The 20,578-nt window shown below is 57.1% G+C and carries 15 protein-coding genes and 1 tRNA gene; 1 reads left to right on the top strand and 15 read right to left on the bottom strand.

All coding sequences use genetic code 11. From position 1 onward, the window contains the following. Positions 1-69: 69 nt before the first annotated feature. The 14 genes from ACY65G_RS05695 to ACY65G_RS05630 form a co-directional block, all read right to left on the bottom strand. A complete protein-coding gene (locus ACY65G_RS05695) occupies positions 70-2,304 on the bottom strand; it encodes a heparinase II/III domain-containing protein (RefSeq protein WP_464996386.1) in 2,235 nt (744 codons plus the stop codon). 292 nt (positions 2,305-2,596) lie between these two features. Beyond that, positions 2,597-3,544: a beta-1,6-N-acetylglucosaminyltransferase gene (locus tag ACY65G_RS05690; protein ID WP_464996385.1), complete on the bottom strand. Its 948-nt coding sequence runs from the start codon at positions 3,542-3,544 to the stop codon at positions 2,597-2,599. 24 nt (positions 3,545-3,568) lie between these two features. Then, entirely contained in the window at positions 3,569-5,128 is a 1,560-nt protein-coding gene (locus ACY65G_RS05685; RefSeq protein WP_464996384.1) for a polysaccharide biosynthesis protein, read from the bottom strand. Continuing rightward, on the bottom strand, positions 5,125-6,714 hold the full coding sequence (locus ACY65G_RS05680) for a hypothetical protein (RefSeq protein WP_464996383.1): 1,590 nt from the start codon (positions 6,712-6,714) through the stop codon (positions 5,125-5,127). The genes ACY65G_RS05685 and ACY65G_RS05680 overlap by 4 nt, the downstream gene beginning before the upstream one ends. A gap of 14 nt (positions 6,715-6,728) precedes the next feature. Beyond that, the gene (epsI, locus tag ACY65G_RS05675) at positions 6,729-7,409 is read right to left on the bottom strand and encodes an exosortase-associated protein EpsI, B-type (protein WP_464996382.1); all 681 of its coding nucleotides are present in this window, start codon (positions 7,407-7,409) and stop codon (positions 6,729-6,731) included. Beyond that, on the bottom strand, positions 7,406-8,323 hold the full coding sequence (xrtB, locus tag ACY65G_RS05670) for an exosortase B (protein ID WP_464996381.1): 918 nt from the start codon (positions 8,321-8,323) through the stop codon (positions 7,406-7,408). The genes epsI and xrtB overlap by 4 nt, the downstream gene beginning before the upstream one ends. Further along, positions 8,323-9,195 carry a chain length determinant protein tyrosine kinase EpsG gene (epsG, locus tag ACY65G_RS05665; protein ID WP_464996380.1) on the bottom strand — a complete coding sequence of 291 codons (873 nt, stop codon included), beginning with the start codon at positions 9,193-9,195 and terminating at the stop codon, positions 8,323-8,325. Before epsG ends, xrtB begins: the two co-directional genes overlap by 1 nt. A 12-nt stretch (positions 9,196-9,207) precedes the next feature. Further along, entirely contained in the window at positions 9,208-10,611 is a 1,404-nt protein-coding gene (gene epsF, locus ACY65G_RS05660; protein WP_464996379.1) for a chain length determinant protein EpsF, read from the bottom strand. A 35-nt stretch (positions 10,612-10,646) separates the two neighbouring features. Then, on the bottom strand, positions 10,647-11,438 hold the full coding sequence (gene epsE, locus ACY65G_RS05655; protein ID WP_464996378.1) for a polysaccharide export protein EpsE: 792 nt from the start codon (positions 11,436-11,438) through the stop codon (positions 10,647-10,649). 29 nt (positions 11,439-11,467) lie between these two features. After that, positions 11,468-12,463, bottom strand: coding sequence for an EpsD family peptidyl-prolyl cis-trans isomerase (locus ACY65G_RS05650; protein WP_464996377.1), 996 nt, complete (start codon positions 12,461-12,463; stop codon positions 11,468-11,470). 195 nt (positions 12,464-12,658) lie between these two features. Continuing rightward, positions 12,659-14,041 carry an undecaprenyl-phosphate glucose phosphotransferase gene (locus tag ACY65G_RS05645; protein ID WP_464996376.1) on the bottom strand — a complete coding sequence of 461 codons (1,383 nt, stop codon included), beginning with the start codon at positions 14,039-14,041 and terminating at the stop codon, positions 12,659-12,661. A gap of 17 nt (positions 14,042-14,058) precedes the next feature. Beyond that, entirely contained in the window at positions 14,059-15,270 is a 1,212-nt protein-coding gene (gene epsL, locus ACY65G_RS05640; protein ID WP_464996473.1) for an XrtB/PEP-CTERM-associated polysaccharide biosynthesis outer membrane protein EpsL, read from the bottom strand. 24 nt (positions 15,271-15,294) lie between these two features. Then, positions 15,295-16,035, bottom strand: a complete 741-nt coding sequence (locus ACY65G_RS05635) for a CAAX prenyl protease-related protein (RefSeq protein WP_464996375.1) — start codon at positions 16,033-16,035, stop codon at positions 15,295-15,297. A 112-nt stretch (positions 16,036-16,147) separates the two neighbouring features. After that, entirely contained in the window at positions 16,148-18,055 is a 1,908-nt protein-coding gene (locus ACY65G_RS05630; RefSeq protein WP_464996374.1) for an ATP-binding cassette domain-containing protein, read from the bottom strand. A gap of 99 nt (positions 18,056-18,154) precedes the next feature. On the opposite strand from ACY65G_RS05630, the gene ACY65G_RS05625 reads away from it, so the two are divergent. After that, positions 18,155-18,229, top strand: a tRNA-Arg gene (locus tag ACY65G_RS05625). A gap of 99 nt (positions 18,230-18,328) precedes the next feature. Here the strand turns inward: ACY65G_RS05625 and ACY65G_RS05620 are convergent. After that, positions 18,329-19,621, bottom strand: a complete 1,293-nt coding sequence (locus ACY65G_RS05620; protein ID WP_464996373.1) for an acyltransferase family protein — start codon at positions 19,619-19,621, stop codon at positions 18,329-18,331. Positions 19,622-20,578: the final 957 nt, after the last annotated feature.

Below are 20,578 nucleotides of genomic sequence, written 5' to 3'. Positions count from 1 at the left end.
CTGCATTGCAAGTCAGGGAGAAAACAAAAAGGCCACTGCTGGGCAGTGGCCTTCTCTTGCCAAGAAAAATCAGCTCTTGGGCAGCGTCAGTGATTGGGTGCCAACATTCAGGACACGCCCATTTGACGTTGTAGTGAGGGTAATTGCAGGGTTGCGGCATCCAACATCGAGCACGACGATAAACTCAGCGACGCTGGATTTGCCGGTCTTGGTGAGCGAAACGTGATATTCGGTGCGACCTGCCAACTGCGGAGTGCCGGTGGGACGTTCGATGTGATACCCGGCGTTAACCGGCCGGACACAGACGGTCTGCCCTTGATTGGTAATTTGCAAGGCCCCCGAGGATTGTTCGATGACCGGTGCGAACGCATGGAAATTCCATTCGAACGTACGCGACGTAGGCGATTGAAGCTTGTCATAAATCACGACCGCATCCGTCGTGCGCAAGTACCACAGCTTGCGGACCGCCGAACTCAGCGCGCCGCCATAAGCCTTTGTCGCATCGCCTTCGACAAAATCCAGTTGCGCCGTCTGAGTGAAAGCCGTCAGCTTGCCGTTGTTGTTCAGCTGGGCGGCATTGTCCACATTCGTGAGCTGGCCAACGCCACCGTCGAACGTGATCCCGTTGTGTGCCCTGGTGCTGCGATAGTAGCCCTTCCACAGTGGCGAGCCGTAATAATCGTAATGCCCCCCCTCACCCAGCAACGGAACCCCGCCCTTGAACAAAGCAAATGTATTCTGGTCACCATGGCTGTGATTGTATGAACCATAAGGGCTGGACTTGAAGTACACGGACGTGCGGTTCATGTCGCGCATGCTGCTGTGCATAGCAGCCCAGCCGATACTCGGGAACACGGCTGACGGTGTACCTGGTGCACCGGGCAATACGGTCGAGGATGGCAATGGATAGGGCGCCTTCAGCAACGTCAGTGCGTCATGCTGCCCTTCCAGCGAATTGGCATACCATGCCGCGCCCGGATCGGCGAAGTTTGTTGCATACCCCTTCATCGTCGACTGGTAGGGCACAACTTCGTGACCATCCCCGAACACATGGCTTTTCTGACCCGGCGGGACAAAGAACATGAAGAACCGCAGGAAGCCGAACGCCCACGGCTTCTCATAGATGTTGATGCCAGTAGCGTTGAGCACCGGCTGCCAGACCGTCGAGTACAGGCCTAACGCGTATTCAGCATAGGCCGTACCATTTGCAAAGCCGCCCTCCGGGCCACTCCATGGGCTCAGTGAGCTGATATAGGAACGCAGCGAGAAGTCGAACCATTTCTCCGCTTCTTCCACATCACCCAGCGCCAGCACGGCGATCTCGGCCAATCCTGCCGTATTGCTGATACCGTGGGAATCGAAAGGATACTCGTCGTTACGAGCATTGTCCCGTGCCAAGTCATCGTATATCTGATTTCCGTAAGCACGGATCGATGCCATCCATTTTGCACGGCGCGAAGCGTCCAGTGCCGGTCCCAGCGTGTCGGCAGCACGGCTCAGTGCCGAGGCGATCGCGAACGGCGCTTGGTCCTGCTGGGCATAACTGGTAGCGCCGTAAGGATTCATTGCTGCCAGCTCATCGCCACGACGCAATGCTTCAGTCAAGTATTTCGGAGTACCAACCAAGTGATACAGCAGTGCCGCCGATTCGAGCTGCCGCTTGCGCGAGTTGAGCTGCTTGCGGACGTCCGCCTGCTGAGCAGCCTGTGCGGGGGTGACTACGGTGGCCGTGTTCAACGTCCATTTCGCATCGGTGATCAGCGGCAGGTTCGGGATATACCAATCAACCTCTTTCTGCAGAGTAGTGATTGCAGAGCCGCGTTCAGCTATCAGGTCGGCAGGCCAGGCGGCATACTTGGGCATTGCAGTGGACAAGCCGCGCGGCCGTGCCTTGGCAATGACCTTTGCACGCAAGCGCGCGTTCTCAGGCACGAGGAACTGGGTGGAGCGGGTTGCGATAGTGAAGAAGCGGTCACTCGACCATTCGACGCGGGTCGATGGACGCACACGCCAGGAATACTGGCCAACCGGCAGTGGCGCGGTTGGCAGGAACCAGTTGCGTGTCGACGTGTATGTCGCGACGACGCTGGTTCCCTGCCGGACCTCGACGACGTATGAAGGAGGATTGCTTGAATGACGCGCCCACGAAAAAGTCGGCGGATTCTGATGCTGTGTCTGATAATCAGTCGGCAAAGGCTTAATTACCAGTGGCGACGATGACTGAGCCCAGTCAGCTTGGGCATGTCCCACCCACCCAGCAAGTGACATCAACAGCACAGTACGCGTATATTGACTTAATTTCATGAATGCCTCAAAACACGAAGGTTAGACTGACCGTTCCGGTACATGATAGCACCGCGGTAGATTCGACCACGCCCATTATACAGTATTGCCGCAGGAAAACACTCGATCTGAAAAACAATCTCATCTCATACGACAACCAAACTGATCAGGCGCTATCAATGCCAAATTCACATCGTCTTACTTAGCATGCATGTTTGAATTGTAATCAATAATTCAACCAGACTTATTTTACAAGAACTTACTAAAGACACATCGATTAAACCGGTATTAAATGGCAATGGCCTTATATTCATCAGCCATTACTATAAGTAACCTCATCACGTGGTTGTCGGTATGAGTCGATCTGCTCAAGCACCCGGGCTGAGCGCACTGCGTCGAACTTGCGGGCAAAGTACTTGGCGGACGATCTCATCTGCTCATAGTCGCCTTCATCAAGGATGGCAGGGTCTTCCCGCTCGGGATTCCAGTCGATGTAATGGAGAGATGCCTTGTTCTCGTTCTTCATTTCGCCAGGGCGTCGCGAACCGTCGATTTCATAAAGATTCAATGATGCAGCGTGGGAGGAATTAAGTACGATGGTCTGAAAAAATATCTCGTCGCAGCAGCTGACTGAACGAAAGAAATCCAGATACTTCGAGTTATTATTATCTTCAACGAAGCCGATAATATATTCAGCAATCTCGCGAGTGATACACCACGATGTGGACCCACGATATGGCTGCATGTTCGGAATAAATTGGCGATCTGGAAGCCGCGCGCTGACTTCTTTTACAAGACGGTTCGCAACACGTTTCAGAAACCGTGTCGGAATTTTCGCGTAAATATCGTAATAACAATAATTACGTACCTTCGAGACGAAATCCGCCCCCTCGGAAAGAGGGTAGAAATTCATATAGCTACGTGTTGGCTTTTCAGCCAGCAACGACAGCAATTCGTTATGCGGGCGCAACGGATAATCTCTCCCGCTTAAAAAGATGAAATAATCATGCTGGCCGCTTCTTGCCGCAAACGTCAATAACTTCAGCATTGATTCGACTTGCGAAAAACCGCCCCAGTTCACCTTGACAGGGTCGCCGACAAATCCTACCGGGATGTTGGCAACTGCGGCACGAAAAGGGGCGCTGTCGAACTTTGCGTCGATATGCGCATAAATCGAGACATTGTCGGCATGGATGGCGCGCGCCAGGCGCCCGAACAACTCGGGCTGATCGTGCGCCAGGATCATGTATGCGATGCGCATTTGAACTTACCTCTCAAATATGAATTACTTTTTTCCTGCACCGACCAGCTTCAAAAGCTTTGCCAGGCGCGGCGAAATCGCATTGATGGCAGCAGCCTCGGTAACGCTGACTAAATTACGCGTACGCAACACTGCAACAAAGCAAACCACGATCGCTACCGTAGCCACGATGGCACCGACCGGATTTGTACCGATCAGCCAGACAACGGCACGCCCCACTCCCGCGCTGACGAGCACCGGAAGCCACAACTGCCATATCCAGCCCAATCCCATGCCTTCTTGCAAGACGGTCTCGCGAGTCATCCAGCGTAACCAGGCATACACAATGAAATATGGCAAGGCACTGGCGACGATCAAAAGCCCCGGGTTGCGCGAGAAGGCTGCGAGTGCAAGCAAGCCATAGCCAAGTATCGAAGTCCAGAACCATACCTTGTTGTGGTGAATGATCCGGCCGACCGGATTGAGCGCGATCCAAAGCGCCTCGCCAATCGTCAATGCAGCCATTTGCAACAACAACAGCGAGGCGATGCCGACCTCGCTCCCATAACGGTTACGGGTGGCGAAATCAATCAGGGGGCCGCCACAGCCGATCAGCACGGCCAGCGCAAGCATGAGAATCACCACGTTCAGCCTGATCAGCAACGAAGCAGTCAGGCGTACCCTGTAAAGATCTTCGGTACGCGCGTAATCGTTGGCAAGAGCAGGCTCGACAATTCCTTTCATCATGAACGCGGGCATGAACTGATATGCACGGTCGGCAATGGTCTGGAAAAATCCGAACGAGGCTGTCACGACGGGCGTGGCCACGGCCCCGACGATCAGTTTCATGACGCCACCCCGGAATGGCAACGTCAGCATATACGTCATCTGGGTGCTGAGGCTTTCCATGATCATGCTGCGCCAGGCGATGTTGAAACGCAACGGCCCGGAAGCCCCGTTGCGTGCCAGTGACCTGATTTCGGCCAGCAGCAGCACGGCAAGTGCCGCGACAAGCAGGAATTCGGTGCCGACGAGGATGGTGCCGATCATCGCTGCGTCGAGTACACCGTAGTACCAGATCGCTATCGCGCTGAGTGCAAAGCGCAGTGTCGTCATGACCAGCAAGAACATGGCCTGGCGGCCCTGGCGACCCAGGCTATTGCAGAACGTGGAAAGCGAATCGCTGAATCCCACCGCGACCGCGTACCAGACATAGTGCCACGGCAGCCGTCGCACCTCATTCGCGATCTGCGCGGGTAGCAATTCCAGCGTCAGCCACCCCAGTATGATCAACAGCGCCGTAATTGCCAGTTGTCTCAGCAACAGCAGCGAACCGAGCAGCAAAGACATCTCGCGCCACCGGCCAGATTCGCGTAGCGGCGGGATGTAGCGATAGACCAGCCGGTCCATGCCGAACATCGTGGCGAAGACGAGGATGCCGTTGGCAGCGGTCAGGATCGTGAACGAAACGTAGTCCGGGACACTGAGGTGGCGGACCAACAGAAACTGGTAGCCCAGCGCAACAACTGCTCCTAGCGATTTCGCTGCGGTAAAGAGTTTTGCCTGAAGTACCAGTCTTGAAGCTTGGTAAGGACTATCCGTCATGCCACTGGTGCCGTCCAGGCCCGCGCGACGGCGGGATGGACTTTTGGTGCACTGGATTGACCGGAGAAACGCACTGCCTGCAGGATCGTACCGGCGACGAATACGAACAGCAGCTGGGTCGCGGGATCGTCCATCAGTGTGCGGTTATAGATGAGCAACGATGTCATCAGGACTAGGATGGCTTGCGCCGCCTCGACCATGGACATCTGTTCCGGCGAACCATCATTCCTGCGCAAGTATTTCCAACCAGCAAGCAACACAAACCCGAACATGGTTATATAGGACACCGTACCGATAACACCCAGGTCCCAAAGGAGCATTGCCACTGCCGTGGGGTCGACGTGCAGCGGGGCAAAACGTGCAGAAAGTTTGCCGGCGCCAAGCCCTGGTCCGGATTTGACCGCGCCAGGCCCGTAGCCAAGCAGCCGGGTACCAACCGTCGATGCCTTGTCCTCGACCCAGATCGCCACCGCGGCCGCACGCCCCACTTCGCCATTTTCGTAATTGATCTCGTTGGGATCGAAGAAGTAGCCACCACTGGCCTCGAGCGCGCCGGAAACGGTGCTCTGGTTCTTGATATCCTTGCTCCAGTACAGGGCGCTGTACGTAGTCCAGATAGCGCCAGCCAGCACCGCGATCACAGCCAGGTAACCTATGAACGAAAACAGGTTGCTCATCATTCGACGGCGCAGTACAAAGCAGAAGGCGATAGGCATCCAGACGAACGCCGCCTTGACTTCACCCAAGAGGATGACAACGATGCTGACGATGCCGATCAGGATCATGCGCTTCGTCGTTATCAGGCCCCTGTCCCATCGGGCCAGGGCGTAGCTCACGATACCGATCATGAATAACACGAGCAGCGCACTGTTTCCGCCGCCACCCATACTGCCGCCGAAGGTTCCCACCACCGCATCGTGTGACGTTGCAAGACGTTTCTTGGCCACGACAAAATGCTGGTACAGCACGACCGGCAACTGCAGGAATGCGACACCTACCAGTATCTGCCACAACCGCATCTGGCGTTCCATGGACCAGCGGAACCACACCAGTGCGAGCAGGATGCCGATCATCGGCCAAGCGCTCTTGATAGCGACGATGAGTTGCGCCGGGCCGGGGCGATTGTAGATCGTGCTGGCCACGAAAATCATGGCATACACCGACAATGCCGCCAGTGCCGCAGTATCCACCGTACCCGTGATGCCGGGTTTCTCGCGGCTCTTTGCAAACTGCCGGTCGAGAACAGCCCGAAGGACGAACAGGACGGCCAGGCCGATCACGACCCATGCCGCCTGGCGATTACCGAGGAACGACGCAACAGACCCCTGCACGATGAAGGTCAGCAGGAACACGATGATGAGCATTCGATAGGAATCCAGCAACAGGAAACCCATAATGCCAAACACCGCGCCTGCGAGCACCATGACCAGGAACGATGATCCGAGGCCGATGACGGCGCCGAGCAGCAAGGCAATGGCGGAAATGCCGAGGAACAGCATGATCCCCAGGGCCATCGAACCGCGCCTGGGAACGGCAGCCGGCTTTCGCGGTGCCGATCCGCGCGCAAATGCAAGGGAAAGCTTCATGAAACTCTAGTCTCTTAGAACACGCCGATCAGCCGATTCCGCGCGTCGGGGCCAACCGCTCCAAGCAGATCTTTGACAAACTGATCTTGGACTTGATATGAATGTGCAGCCTCACGATCGATCGTCGACACGCGGACCAACATACCGTCGGGAATCACGCCGCCCAGGCCATAGCGCAGTTGGGTGAGGCGCGAATCCAGCCCCGACAGTGATATCTTGTTGCCGATCGTAAGCCAGTAGGTAATCGGTTCGTGCCGCTCGCCAGCGACCGCCATCAGGCGACGAACCGGCAATGCTCCGTATTGAGTCGCCAGCTCGCCGGATTTATTGGAGCGCACGTCGAACCCCTGCGCCACGTAGCACACCTCTGGCTTGTGGACACCCAGCCCCTCGCTCTGGTCGCCGCCGTAGGCGATCGACAGCATGATGCGCTCACCGCTGTGGTTCACATAGGTACGGGAAACGGTCTGGTTATACAGCTTGTTGAGCTTTGCTTCCGTTTCGGGGTCGAGCTTCAACGGCACAATGCTCTCGTCGACTGCCCACTCGCCGAAGCGGGTGGGGATCATCTGCTCGAGGCTGAACTTGACATTGTTGTCGGCCATCTTTGCCGTCGGCGTGACGACACGTGTCGTCGCTGCGGCGGAGAGCATCAACGCGCCAAGCACCAGGCTGGTCAAAAGAGTGCGGGTCATGCGGTTTTCCTTACGTCGGCGATGGGAGACACGCCTTCCTTGCGGCGTACGTACCATTGCAGCATCGAATCAGCCCCGATGGTGAGCACGAGCGCAGTAACAAACAGGACCATTCCGGCGAAACCATGCAGGAAGCCCTGCCCTGCCGCATCGCCCATGAAATACGTGATCAGGCACAGCACGGTAACGCGAATCACGTTCGCCGTGAACGAGATCGGGATGATGAGGATGGCCAGTGCCAGGTTGCGGAAAGCCGACGGGTGGCGCACCACGTTCAGGTAGAACAGACCCAGGGACTCCAGCGTGAGCAGGGTTTGCAGGCCTGCGCACGCATCCGCGACCAGCAACTGGTACTGCCCTACCTGCAGGATCACGCCACTACGTGCGATGGGCAGCCCGGCGAAGTAAAGAATGTGTTCCGTGACGTGGGACACCGCCATCTTCATGGGCATGGTCAGCATGCTGACCAATGGGCCTGGTAACGGAATCATGAACATCATGAAGAAGAACGGGAACCACAATACCCGCAGGGCCGCGGGGCCGCGCTTGATCAGCAGCACGCCCATCAGCAGCAGAATACAGGCAAGTATCTCGAACGCCATGATGGACTGCGAACGGCCCAGCGTATAGAGCAGCAAGGCAACGATGGTAAGCAGCCACCCGACGACGCTTTTGTCTGTATAGACCGGCAGCGCCTGGACAGTAGGCCACAGGCGGAAACTCAGCCACAAGGACAGCACCAGAATGATGGGGCCGTGCGCTTGCTCCTCGGTCGTCCAGATGCCCGTAAACAGCGTGTACAGGGTCGGGGCGAAGAGAGCAGCCATCCCTAACAGGATCGGCCACCAGGATGGCAGCGCCGCGCGGAATGAATCCGCCGGCGAAACGGTCCAAGGTAAGGGTTGGGTAGCCATCAGTTGTCTACCATGACAGTTCCGACCAGCGCAGCACCCACCTGGCCAATACGGTCGGCCGCCACGGCAACGTCCTCGTACCGTGTCGTATTACGGCGCAGCACGAGTAGAACACCACCGGTACGGGCAGCAAGCGCCAGGCCATCGGTGCTTTCCACCAGCGGCGGCGCATCGTACAGCACAATATCGAACATGCGTTCCAGCGCCTCGCGGTTGTGCTGGAACGTGTCACGGCCCAGCAGCTCCTGCGGATTGGGCGGCAGAGTACCCGCGGACAACAATGACAGCGAGACGAACGCATCGACCGGCATGATGGTATCGAGCTCGGCGCGGCCAGCCAGTACGTCGGAAAAGCCGCTGCGCTGGTTGAGATTGAAGATTCCCTGTTGTCGCGGTGCGCGCAGGTTCGCATCCACCAGCAGCGTGCGCTCCCCCAACTGGGAGAACACCACGGAGAGGTTCGAAGCCAGATTGGCGCCATCGTCACCCGGCTCCAATGCCAGCACGGTCAGCGATTTCTGCCCTTGGGCAAACCAGCGCAACATCAGTTGGCTGCGCACGGAACGCAGCGCTTCGACTTGCGGCGAGAATGGCTCGTACGCCGCGACGAGCTTCGAAGAAAAGCGCTTGTCGCTCGCATGCAGGTACGGATAATCGAACTGACGCGCCAGCACCTGCTGGATGTCACTTTCAGTAATAAGCCCGAGATGCACGGCGGCTTCGCCGAACCTGATGCCCTTCTCTTTCTGAAGGCGCAATACCGCTTCGGCGTTTTCCGGTGTGATTTTCCCCATGTCCAGCAAGACGCGGCCGATGTTGGAAGCTGTCGACGCTTTCGCCGATGGCGGAATGGAATGGATTGGCAAAGTCATGATAGTCATCTCTTAATTCAGGCTCAGACGGCGCGGCATCAGTTTGCCCAGCACTCCAGCGCGGGCACGTTTGGCGGGACGCCAGTCAACCGTGCCGAGCAATGGAATGCCAAGGCTGTCCAAGTCGCTGTTCATGCGCACGCGGCGATCGAGCAGTTCCAGCAGGATTGCAAAGCCAACACCCAGCATTGTTCCCAACAGGACCGCCAGCAGCGTATTCAGCATGATCCGCGGGCTCGAAGGTTCCAATGGCGCGGTTGCCGGATTCAGCACTATCACATCGGATTGTTCAGCATGCGACTCGATACGCGTTTGCGAGAACCGCTGGGCAGCCGTGTCAAACGCCCGCTGGGCAGTCTCCACGTCCTTGGCGAGCACGTTCAGTTCGTCGCGGGCACGGTTCATCTCCAGTACCTTGGTACGCTGCTCGGCCAGGGCCGTGCGCAGGGATACCTCGCGCTGTTGCAGAACGCTCGCATTGTTACCGACGCTTTGCGACGTCAGGTTGACCTGGCGGCTCAGTTCACGCTGCAGCTTGTCCACCTCGGCCTTCAGGCTCTGGTATTGCGGGTGATTGCGGCCCAGGCGCTGCTCGGCCTCGGCAAGACGTCCTTCGGCAGCATTCAGATTCAGCTTCAGGTTCTGGATCAGCGGATTGGATGCAACGTCCGGTGCCGTGGCACCGCCCGAGTTCGCCATCTGGCGACGCGACTGCGCTTCCATCAGTTGACTCTGCGCACCCACCAGTTGCGCGGACAGTTCGTTCAGGCGGTTCGTTTCAACGTCGAGCCTGTTATCGACGCTGACGATATCGTGATCCTGCTGATATTTCGACAGCCGGCTTTGCGCAGCCTCGACGTTATCACGCAGCGTTTTCATCTGCGCGTCGAAGAAGCTGGATGCGCGTTTCATCGGATCCACTTTCAGCTGGACCGTCACATTCTGGTATTCCTGCGCGTACGCATTGGCTACCGTTGCCGCGAACTCCGGATCCGAACCATTGAAGCTGATGTTGACCACGCTGCTTTCGCGCGATGGCGCAACTTCGAGCTTTTTCATCAGCAAGCCGGCGAGCCAGTCACGCACGGTGCCCCGGCCTTCGGTGGCAGCCATGAATTGCGCATTGACGGCCGGGCTCTCTGCCAGGCGCAGTCGGTCCACGACGCGCAACGCCACGTTCTTACTGCTGATGATATCGAGCTGCGTTGCCATGTAACCAGGCATCAGTTGCCCGGGCAGGGCCAGGCCGGTCAGTGGATCGACCCCCTTGTAGTTCATCACGACCGAACTGGTGGCAGTGTATGTTTTCGGCAGCATCACGCTGACGATCACCGTGGCGATCACGGTCAGCAGGAAGGTGCCGATCAGGACTCGCTTGCGCGCCCGCAGGATCTGCAGTAAGAGGTGGAGATTCATGTTCGAACTTTCATTTCTTTATTGACGACAGCGGTTCAGAACCAGCTCTCCTTGATGTACAGGATGTCATCGTTTTGCAGAAGCTCATCCTTCTTGGCATCGATCATCTGCAGGGCGCCATTTGCGTCACGCCGCTTGATCATCATGCCTCGTTCGGTACCGCGCGGGGTCAGGCCACCGCCAACCGCCAGTGCTTGCAGCACGGTCATCGAGCGCTCGAGGCGGAAGCTTCCCGGGCGCTGCACTTCACCATAGACATAGAAGCGAGGCGAACGTTCTACATAGATGACGTCGTTGGCGGCCAGCTCGATGTCCTTGTTGAGATCACCCTTGCGAACCATTTCGACGACGTCGATGACCTGTTTGGAAACATTGCCATCGCGATTGCGGATCAGGCTCAGCGTATCGCCAGCCTCGGGGCCGAAACCACCTGCGACGGCCAGTACGTCCAACAAGCTGCGCCGTGCATCCAGGGGATAGCGGCCAGGGCGGTTCACTTGGCCGAGTACCGACACCTGCTGGCTCAGAATCGATGTGACAATGATGTTGACCTGGGCGCGCTTGATGAAGCCGCCCTTGTCGAGCGCATCCGCGATCTTGCGTTCGGCAAACGGCACCGTCAGTCCACCGATCTGCACTTGGCCGATCAATGGAAACGTGATATTCCCCGAGTCCGCGATACGCGTTTCGAGACCAAGATCCGGATTGTTATATACCGAGATCTTGACGATATCACCGGCGCCGAGCGTCAACTCGGCAGCCGATGCGAAAGGCAGCGCGAACAAGGACAGGCACGCGAGATACAGCGACAAAAGTAAGCGTTTCATGAGGTTCACTCGTCAATAATAAACTTTGATTATTTCAACCCGGCGACACCGCGGTCGTGCGCGCCTTCGGTGGCGCTGGGCGCGCTGCCAGGACTTGCAGTAGCGGCGGCTCCGGGAGCGGCTTTGTTCGTTGCACCTTCCGCTGGCTTGGCTGGACCACCGGCTTCGGCATTCAGGTACTCGACCTTGGCGCCGGCACGCAAGCGCTTGATCTCGGCATCGGCCGCTTCCTTGTTCTTACGATTCGTCAAGAACTGGGCAATTTGCGGAGCGGCAGCCTCGTACGTCAGCGGAGCATCCTTGATTTCGGCGATCGTCATCAGGAGGCTCCTGTCGCCTTCGCGGATGATGAACAGTTGACCCGGCCTCATGCTCAACAGCTTGCTCGACAATTGAGGTGGCAGGTCGGTGCTTGAACGGGACAGTTGTGCTCGCGCGAACTTCACCTGGTGGTCGGTGAGCCAGGCAGCCACTTCTTCCAGCGACTTGGCACCGTCGATGACTTTCTTGAGTTCATCCGTCACTGCATTAGACGGCAATACCAGTTGGCGCAGGTCGAATTGCTTGCGTTCAGCGAAAAACTGCGGATTCTGGTTGAAATACGCTTCGATTTCCGCGCGCTCAGGTTTGGCCGGCTGGCCGATACGGCGCTGCAGATAGGCTTGGGCAAGCAGGGTCTGCTTGGCACGCTCCATGGATTGTACAACCTTGGGATCGCGATCGAGCTTTTCTTTCGTTGCTTCCGCCACGAGCAGCTGACGGTCGATGAGGGCTTCGAGCAATTGCTTTCGCCCTGCTTCCTGGCTGGCCACCTGCGGGTTGACCCGGCCAAGTTCGTCATTCAGCTGAAGGACCGTGATTTCCTCGCCATTGACACTGGCTAGCGCCTGTCCAGGTTTCTTTTCCGCCTTGTCGCCGCAGGCGCTCAGGGCAATGGCAGCAGCCACGATGCCTGCAACCGGGAGCAGCCGAAACGAGATAGACCGCAGGGTGGCGCACGAGCGCTCGAGTTCGAAATGTTTCAAATTTACTCCTAAATACTTTTTGGACACCGCAATGGCGACAGCATGATCACCATCACGAAACATTTGCAAAAGTTATCACAATAAAACCTCTACAGCAACAAAATCCGCCACTATAGACTGGCACTCGCGCACTTATGGTAGTAATTTTACAATATGCAAGTTTCCGACTCTTAGGGCTGGCTTAGCAGCAATGCATCAGTACGCATTCTGTCGCGCAAATACGACCTTGACTGTTTTGACAATGATCCAGAGATCGAGCCAGAAAGACCAGTTGCGCAAATAATCCAGGTCATAGCGAATCCGCGCTTCCATCTTGTCCAGCGTCTCTGTCTCGCCCCGGAAGCCATTGACCTGGGCCCAGCCGGTAATCCCCGGCTTTGCCTTGTGCCTCAGCATGTATCCCTTGATCAGCTTGCGGTATTGCTCATTGTGAGCAACAGCGTGTGGACGAGGCCCCACGATGCTCATCCGCCCCTGTATCACATTAAGGAATTGTGGGAGTTCGTCAAGCGAGGTCTTGCGCAGGAAGGCTCCCACCTTCGTCAATCGCATGTCGTTCTTGCGTGCCTGGACGACCGCTGCCCCATCTTCGACAACCGTCATCGAGCGGAATTTGTAGACCAGGATTTCTTCACCGTAGAGACCATACCGGCGCTGGCGGAAAATGACCGGGCCGGGCGAACTGAGTTTCACAGCCAGCGCAATGACGAGCATCACCGGCAACAGCATGACCTGGATCACGGTGGCCAGTACGATGTCGCTAACCCGCTTGATGAAGCTGTTGAAGCCCGTGAAAGGCGTCTCGCAGATTGCGATGACCGGCATGCCGCCCACATTATCGAAGCGTGCCTGCATCAGGTCGAACACATAGATATCCGGGAGAAAGTAAACCGACGCGGTCGTGTCTTGCAGGTCGTCAAGCAAACGCCGGATGCGGGGCTGTGCTGAAATCGGCTGACTGACAAAGATCATCTTGATGTTGTTCTTGCGCACATACGCAGCCACGTCGCACATCTTGCCAAGGATCTGATGCTGCAACTCCTCCGGACGGCGGTCCGCCGCACGGTCGTCGAAGAAACCCTTTACCTGCATGAACATGTTGGGATACCGATCGATCGTCCGGGCGAATTTGATGCCCACGTCGTTGGCGCCCACGATCAGCACCGAACGGATCTCATCGGGCCGTCCAGGGATGAGACCGACCTTGCGTACCGCCAGGTGACTGACCAGAATGATGAATGGCGTAGCGATGAACCAGACCAGCATCACCTTCTCGTCGTAATGGTAGGACAGGCCACTCACCGATCCCAAGGCAGCCAGGATGAGTGCTGTGACGACCCACCCTGCAAAAGTGTCGCGCACGAAGGCGAGCATCCGGCCGCTGCGCCATGCGCGATACGGGTCCACATACTGATATACCGCCGAGGAAATGAAAAATGCCAGGATCATCAATACCAGCGAGTAACCCGTAAACGGTTCGCCGAAGAACATGGAGGCGCCGTACAGCGTTCCCATGATGATCAAGGGGTCCAGCACGCGCTGGAAAAAGGCAATCAGTGGAATGTCGTTGATGGTCATTGCTGCTACCGCTAAGATCAGAACTGCAGGGTCGCGTTGACCGCAACCCCTTTTGCTTTGTAATCCGAAGTACCGATTACCCGGTTCCCTGTGCGCCGGTCGGCAAACCCGGTCAAGCTCAACTGCACCGCCCGCAACGGGGCATAGCTCAGGCCGACAGACGTGCCGCGGCTACGGTCGGAAAGGTCGTTGGTATTGGCAGAGCTGGTCAAACGTTCGAAATCGCGTGTTTCCCGACGCACCGACGCGTTTGCCTGCACCTTGGCCGAGATGCTCCATGTTGCCCCCACGCTTACCCCTTTGTTCAGGCTGTTATTCACCACGCTGCTTTCCACGGCGGCAAATTCCCGCCATGCCGAGGCATTGAACTTCAGCTTGCCCGTTGGCGTCCATGTCGCGGAAACCCGGCCGTTGAGGCCGCTGCTGTCGCGAGTCGTGAGCACATCGTGATCGCGGCGCGCATACCCGGCAAGTACTTGTAACTGTGTTACACCACTGAAAAGCCAGGAAATGTTTGCCTTCAATTCGTCCTGGGTATAGTCGTCCTGCAGCAGGATGCCGGAATTGTTGAATCGCGGGTTCGGATAAATACCTTTCAACTGCCGTGCCACCAGACCGACGCGACTACCGCTGGGTGCGAGGTAGTCCATGCCCAACTCGGCCACCGTCTGTTCGCGGTCATTGAAACGCTGCGCGGAAAGCTCGTAGCTATAGCGATATCGGTCGTAACCCGACCGCACCCGCCAGCGCGGATGGAGGCGCCATCCACCGCTGACGTATTCACGACGCTGCGTGCGCAGATTGCGCTGGTCCGAATGGTAATCGGCAAAAGGCGTCAGCGTTTGCTCGTAACTGGCCCCGAGTGTGCCATCGAAATAATTGCCTACGCGCCAAGCAAGCTCGGCATTGAAATCCTTGCCGTTGTAATCGAGCTGGTCGAAATGGTCGAACGTCACGCGCGTAACGGTGGCCGAACCGGTCAGCCGCTGCCGCCCGATGGGACGGTCGAGCTGGAAGCCCGCCCGCGCCTGCGTCATGCGGTCGGAACGCTGCTCAAAGCCAACAGCGTCCTCGGGCAACCGCAGCAAGTTATCATCATAGGTATAACCAACCGCCACGAACGGATGGAATGTCTGGCTGATCTGCGCGTGTGCGCCATTGCCGAGCATGAGCGCGGCGCATGCGATCGGCAGCAAGCGAAATAGTGTGGGCATCGGTACAAGGACCATCAAATTATTACTCAAAATACAATATTACCAGTAAGCCCAATTTCCCGTCACCAAAATCCAGACGCCGAGCAAGCCATTGGTCACTGCGTGCGCCAGGATCGGTGATAACAAATTGCCGCTGCGCATGTACAGCGCGCCGTATGCCACCCCAGCCACGATGCCCGCAAACCAGAGGGTATGTTCGAACCCGAACAGCACTGCCGTGCCAGCAAAGGCAAAAAGCCGAACAGTGCCAGGCTTGACCGTCAGGAATGCGCCGCGCTCGAGCCAGCGCATAAGGAATGAACGCCAGAATAACTCTTCCATCACGGGCACGACCAGTGCCGCGCCCGCAATGCGGCATGCAACCAACAGCCAGTCGATCCGGCCGTCGGCATTCACCGGCGCATACCCTTCGCTGGTGCCGATCTGCATCCATGGAAAATCGAGGTTAACCCACAGAACGAGGACAATCACACCGACAGCGATGGCTTCGATCCAATGCCGTGCGGCGCCAGGCTGCCAGACCAGCTCGGTATAGTGCGAGCGGTAAGCATAGAGCGCCACGACGACGGCAATCACTTTGACAGGATATAACCACAGCAGTTCGGCGCTTTCCCATCCGGCACGCGACAACAGGTCTGCCACCACGATGAATGCCATGTAGATACCGAAAGGAACGATCCTGGGCAGGGAATCCTTGCTGAAGAAGCCATCGCTGCGTTGCGTTCCTGTCGCATCCAAGGCGCCCCTACTCTCTTTAGAAGTCTCCTTCTGGGAATTCATCGAATGCACCTTATGCTGGAAAATCGCCGCCCGGGAAGGGCCATATTTGTGGATTTTACAACAAACTGCTGATCGCCATGCAAATTTCGTGCGTTGAAGTAACAGTCAACGCTCAACCAGTGGAACGCTCCTCCAGCTCCTGCCAGCGTTCCAGGGCTGCCATCAGTTCAGTCTCGATCGCTTCGGCGCGCTCGTGCAACACCCGCGCTTCGGCTGGCGTCTGGCGATAAAATTCCGGATCGGCAAGTTTTTTGCCCAATGTCCCCTGCTCTTCCTCCAGGCTGGCAATACGGCCAGGCAGGCTGTCCAGTTCGCGTTGCTCCTTGAAACTCAGCTTCCTGGATTTCGCCGCCGGTGCGGCGGCAGGCGTTACGTCACTTTTCTGTTGCCGCTGCTCGGTCTTGCCAGGTTGGACGGCTGGAGCCGTGGAGCGCACGCGCTCCCAGTCGCTGTAGCCACCAACATATTCGCGCCATTGGCCCGCACCTTCGGCAACGATTACCTGCGTGACCACATTATCGAGGAACATGCGGTCGTGACTGACGAGAAAGACCGTTCCGGCGTAATCTTCCAGCAGCTCTTCCAGCAGTTCGAGCGTATCGATGTCGAGGTCATTGGTTGGCTCATCGAGCACCAGCACGTTAGCCGGCTTGGCAAACAACCGTGCGAGCAGCAAGCGGTTGCGCTCGCCGCCCGACAGCGTCCGCACCGGTGACCGCGCCCGCTCCGGCGCAAACAGGAAATCGCTCAGGTAACTCATCACGTGCTTGCGCTGGCCGTTGACCTCTACCCATTCGCTGCCCGGCGAAATGGTATCGGCAAGCGTCGCATCCTCATTGAGCTGGGTACGCATCTGGTCGAAATACGCAACCTGCATGCGCGTGCCCAGCTTTACGCTGCCGCTGTCCGGAGTCTCTTCGCCCAGGATCAATTTCAGCAGCGTCGACTTGCCTGCCCCGTTCGGGCCGATCAGGCCGATCTTGTCACCACGCAGGATCGTGGTGGAAAAGCCGTCAACGATCACCTTGTCGCCATACCGCTTGTCGATATCCAGCAATTCAGCAACGATCTTGCCGGAACGCTCGCCGACCGCGACCTCCAGCCTTACCTGGCCTTGCTGGTCGCGTCGCACCGAACGCTGCTCCCGCAACCTTTCCAGGCGGCGCACGCGGCCTTCATTGCGGGTCCGGCGTGCTTCCACGCCCTTGCGTATCCATACCTCTTCCTGTGCGAGCACCTTGTCGAACTTGGCGTTTTCCGTGGCCTCGACCGCCAGCTGCTCGGCCTTCCGGGCCTGATAGGTACTGAAGTTGCCGGGATAAGACGTCAGGATGCCGCGGTCCAGTTCGAGGATGCGAGTGGCCACGTTATCCAGGAAGGCACGGTCGTGCGTGATAAACATCACGCTGCCACGGAAGTCGCGCAACAGGCCTTCCAGCCACTGGATGGACGTGAAATCAAGGTGATTGGTCGGCTCGTCGAGCAGCAGCACGTCGGGATTGGCGACAAGTGCCCGCGCCAGAGCCACGCGTTTCTGCATGCCGCCGGACAGCGTGCCCATCAACGAATCAGGCCCCAGGCTCAGCCGATCCAGCGTCTGCTCGACCTTGTTGTTGATGCCCCAGCCGTCGGCAGCGTCGAGGCGCGCCTGCACTTCCTGCATCCTGGCCATGAGCGCATCGTCGTCGCCCTGGCCGAACTGGCCGATCAGCACTTCGTATTCCTTCAGCAGCGCAGGCAGATCGCCCAGGCCCTGCGCCACCGCATCGAATACAGACATGTCCTCCTCGAACTGTGGCTCCTGCTCCACATACGTGATCCGCAGCCCCTGCTGCATGACCAGCAGGCCGTCGTCGAGTTTCTGCCGGCCGGCGATAATCTTCAGCAATGACGACTTGCCAGTACCGTTGCGTCCGATGAGACCGACGCGCTCGCCGGATTCAAGGGAAAATTCTGCGTGATCGAGAAGCGCGTGGTGGCCGAATGCCAGTTGCGCGGAAGTGAGGGAGATGACTGCCATGACTGGATTCCAATGCGTGAAGCGGGCATTGTACCGACAGCAAGCAGCGATTACTAACATTTGCGTTGCAGTCGGCTATAATTGCGCTCGTTTCGCGTCCTCCCCGTAGCACAATGGATAGTGCACATGCCTCCTAAGCGTGGGATACTGGTTCGATTCCAGTCGGGGGGACCACCCTTTCAAGCGGTCCACCCACCTTTTCCTCCTTGCTGCTGCCTTCCGCCTGTTCTCATGCGGCTTGCCTGCCAGCCCCTGTCCTCTGCTCGATCGGTATCAGTGAAGCGGTGGCGTCCCGACCGAGGGTTCCATCGACGCCCGCAGCGACGCCTTGCGATTGTCCAGGTAGGCCCTGATCCTGAGCTGCAGCGGAATGACAAAACGCTCTTGCACGAGCACGCAGAGCACCGTCAGTGCGACCAGGTACAAGGCATAGTACTCGACCGACTGGTCGATCGTGCGGCCGGTGGCCATGATTGCCGAGAGACTCCAGTCCGGACTTTGAATCAAAGCCCTGACGAACTTTTCCATAGCGCGGAAAAGCGGGAACAGCGGCGCATGGAGAAGGAACATGGGCAATGACGCGGCGCCCAGTCGAGCCCCCCAATAAGTGACCGCCTTGCCAGGATTGCGCTTGGTGCACACGCATAGCCAAATGATCGCCAGGCTTGCTGGATAGTACAGGCCGTTTTTGATCACGTGCAGATGCTTGTCCTGGAATTGCAGGGTGGTCGCGATGATCAAGGTTGCCAGCGTTATTGCCAGCGAAATCATGACTTGGGCAGGAGAGCCCACTGTTTTGGAACGCGAGAACAGCACACAGAGAACCATGCCCGCGATGAACAACGGTAACCGGATGATCGGATTCCGATGCAATACCCCATCAGTCACCACGTCCGTCAGGTGCAGCAGATCGGCGATGGCGCCCGGCAGGAAGAAGACAACACCCAGCAGGAAAAGCGCCAGCATCGGGCTCTTCATCCCATAGATTTTCAGCGCGGCAAAAGGAAATACCAGATAAAAGAACGCCAGGGCCGACAGCGACCAGGATGGCCCATTGAAAAGCAGGTACAGCGGATTCCATGCATTCAGCAATGCGGCATTGATGAAGAAGCCGCCAATCAGTTCACCAGATCCCAGCGCACGGACCGCGGGACCATCCAGCTCGACAGGCACACTGATCGCGCCTCGCGTCAGTACCGCGTGGGCCAGCGGCACGACTGCCAGCAGCAAGGTAGCAATGTGCAATGGATATAAGGTGGAAAAACGTGCGAGCCAGAATTTTTTTCTGTCAACTTGATGCCCGTTCTTGACGATGACATAGGCATAAGTCAACAAAAAGCCGGACAACACAAAGAAAACGCTGGTTGCCATGTTCCCCAGCCCCAATGACGCATGGAACCATGTATCCCTGATCGAACCATAATAATCCTTCAGGGTATGGTAAAGCACTATATACAATGCAAGGATAAAACGAAGCCAGTTTAACGCCCAGAATCCTTTTTCCTTGAAGGAATTCCTGGTTTTTGGGGAACCACTGGTTCCGGGCTCGCTTTTTTCGACAGTCATGTTATAGCAATTAAGGAATGAAAAAGGTACTTACCGTATCGCCCAACGGAATGGCAGGAACGTTGGGGATTGATCAAATAATGGAATAGCTGGCTGTGCAATTTCTTTGCATCCGAATGGCTCGCTATGACGACACGCAAGAATGATTTCGTGCTCGCTTCGGGGAATGCAACAAACGAAAACTGCCGATCTCGCTTGCGATCAGGACAATGGCCAACTGCCATACACTTGGAAGTCCTTGATTTTATTTCAATGTCATGATCGAACACAAGGCGTATCTTCGGATCCGGAAGTTACCGCCCGGCGCTACAGCACACCCGGCATGGCACTCTCAGGCAAACTTCTGCTGCGCAGGTGTCGCAGTTCACGCAGTTGCCGTCTCATCGGCCAGAACAGGCGCGCGAAGTTGCATCACAGCAATACAACTGGAAGATGCTCCTCGTACCGGGTTACCGCTCCAGGGTAGAAACCTTGTTGGGATTGGGCCGACTTTCTGCCCTGACGGCAAGGGAACCCGTTAAAATACGGGCCGCGCCTCCTGTTGAGAAGCGGCGCACCCAGCGCACATGCACATCTAGCATGTGTCGCGTTGACCAACGCCGTTACTCTCCGAGCAAGGCCTGTGTCGGGTCGTCAGATAGCAGGGCTTTTGCGAAATCAATGATGCAAGGATGGGATAGTCAACGTGTCACGACGCTCGGACTCACGCCGTTTCGACACCAGTTTCCGCGCATTTCACCAAGCGAGATGCTGAGTGAAAATTATGTCAATATTGCAACTATAGTTGCGTATTAGAACCAAATTTCGAGCGCAAAACCTCCGCAGAAACTTGCAATTTTGGAAAATCATGGTAAAGTTGCGATCGTGAAGATAAATTGTGCTTGAGTTGCTATCTGTACGGATTGTTGAACAGCTCGAATCCAGGTAACCAAGATTGCCTGTCGGCGCTTGTTCCCG

Source organism: Pseudoduganella sp. jia 12 (assembly GCF_055502675.1).
Note: the sequence above shows the minus strand (reverse complement) of the source record. Positions and strands in the feature narration are given on the sequence as shown.

What these genes read in the sequence shown, in the direction of transcription:
- ACY65G_RS05695 (WP_464996386.1), bottom strand. Translation starts at nt 2,304, where the DNA reads ATGAAATTAAGTCAATATACGCGTACTGTGCTGTTGATGTCACTTGCT.
- ACY65G_RS05690 (WP_464996385.1), bottom strand. Translation starts at nt 3,544, where the DNA reads ATGCGCATCGCATACATGATCCTGGCGCACGATCAGCCCGAGTTGTTC.
- ACY65G_RS05685 (WP_464996384.1), bottom strand. Translation starts at nt 5,128, where the DNA reads ATGACGGATAGTCCTTACCAAGCTTCAAGACTGGTACTTCAGGCAAAA.
- ACY65G_RS05680 (WP_464996383.1), bottom strand. Translation starts at nt 6,714, where the DNA reads ATGAAGCTTTCCCTTGCATTTGCGCGCGGATCGGCACCGCGAAAGCCG.
- epsI (WP_464996382.1), bottom strand. Translation starts at nt 7,409, where the DNA reads ATGACCCGCACTCTTTTGACCAGCCTGGTGCTTGGCGCGTTGATGCTC.
- xrtB (WP_464996381.1), bottom strand. Translation starts at nt 8,323, where the DNA reads ATGGCTACCCAACCCTTACCTTGGACCGTTTCGCCGGCGGATTCATTC.
- epsG (WP_464996380.1), bottom strand. Translation starts at nt 9,195, where the DNA reads ATGACTTTGCCAATCCATTCCATTCCGCCATCGGCGAAAGCGTCGACA.
- epsF (WP_464996379.1), bottom strand. Translation starts at nt 10,611, where the DNA reads ATGAATCTCCACCTCTTACTGCAGATCCTGCGGGCGCGCAAGCGAGTC.
- epsE (WP_464996378.1), bottom strand. Translation starts at nt 11,438, where the DNA reads ATGAAACGCTTACTTTTGTCGCTGTATCTCGCGTGCCTGTCCTTGTTC.
- ACY65G_RS05645 (WP_464996376.1), bottom strand. Translation starts at nt 14,041, where the DNA reads ATGACCATCAACGACATTCCACTGATTGCCTTTTTCCAGCGCGTGCTG.
- epsL (WP_464996473.1), bottom strand. Translation starts at nt 15,270, where the DNA reads ATGGTCCTTGTACCGATGCCCACACTATTTCGCTTGCTGCCGATCGCA.
- ACY65G_RS05635 (WP_464996375.1), bottom strand. Translation starts at nt 16,035, where the DNA reads ATGAATTCCCAGAAGGAGACTTCTAAAGAGAGTAGGGGCGCCTTGGAT.
- ACY65G_RS05630 (WP_464996374.1), bottom strand. Translation starts at nt 18,055, where the DNA reads ATGGCAGTCATCTCCCTCACTTCCGCGCAACTGGCATTCGGCCACCAC.
- ACY65G_RS05620 (WP_464996373.1), bottom strand. Translation starts at nt 19,621, where the DNA reads ATGACTGTCGAAAAAAGCGAGCCCGGAACCAGTGGTTCCCCAAAAACC.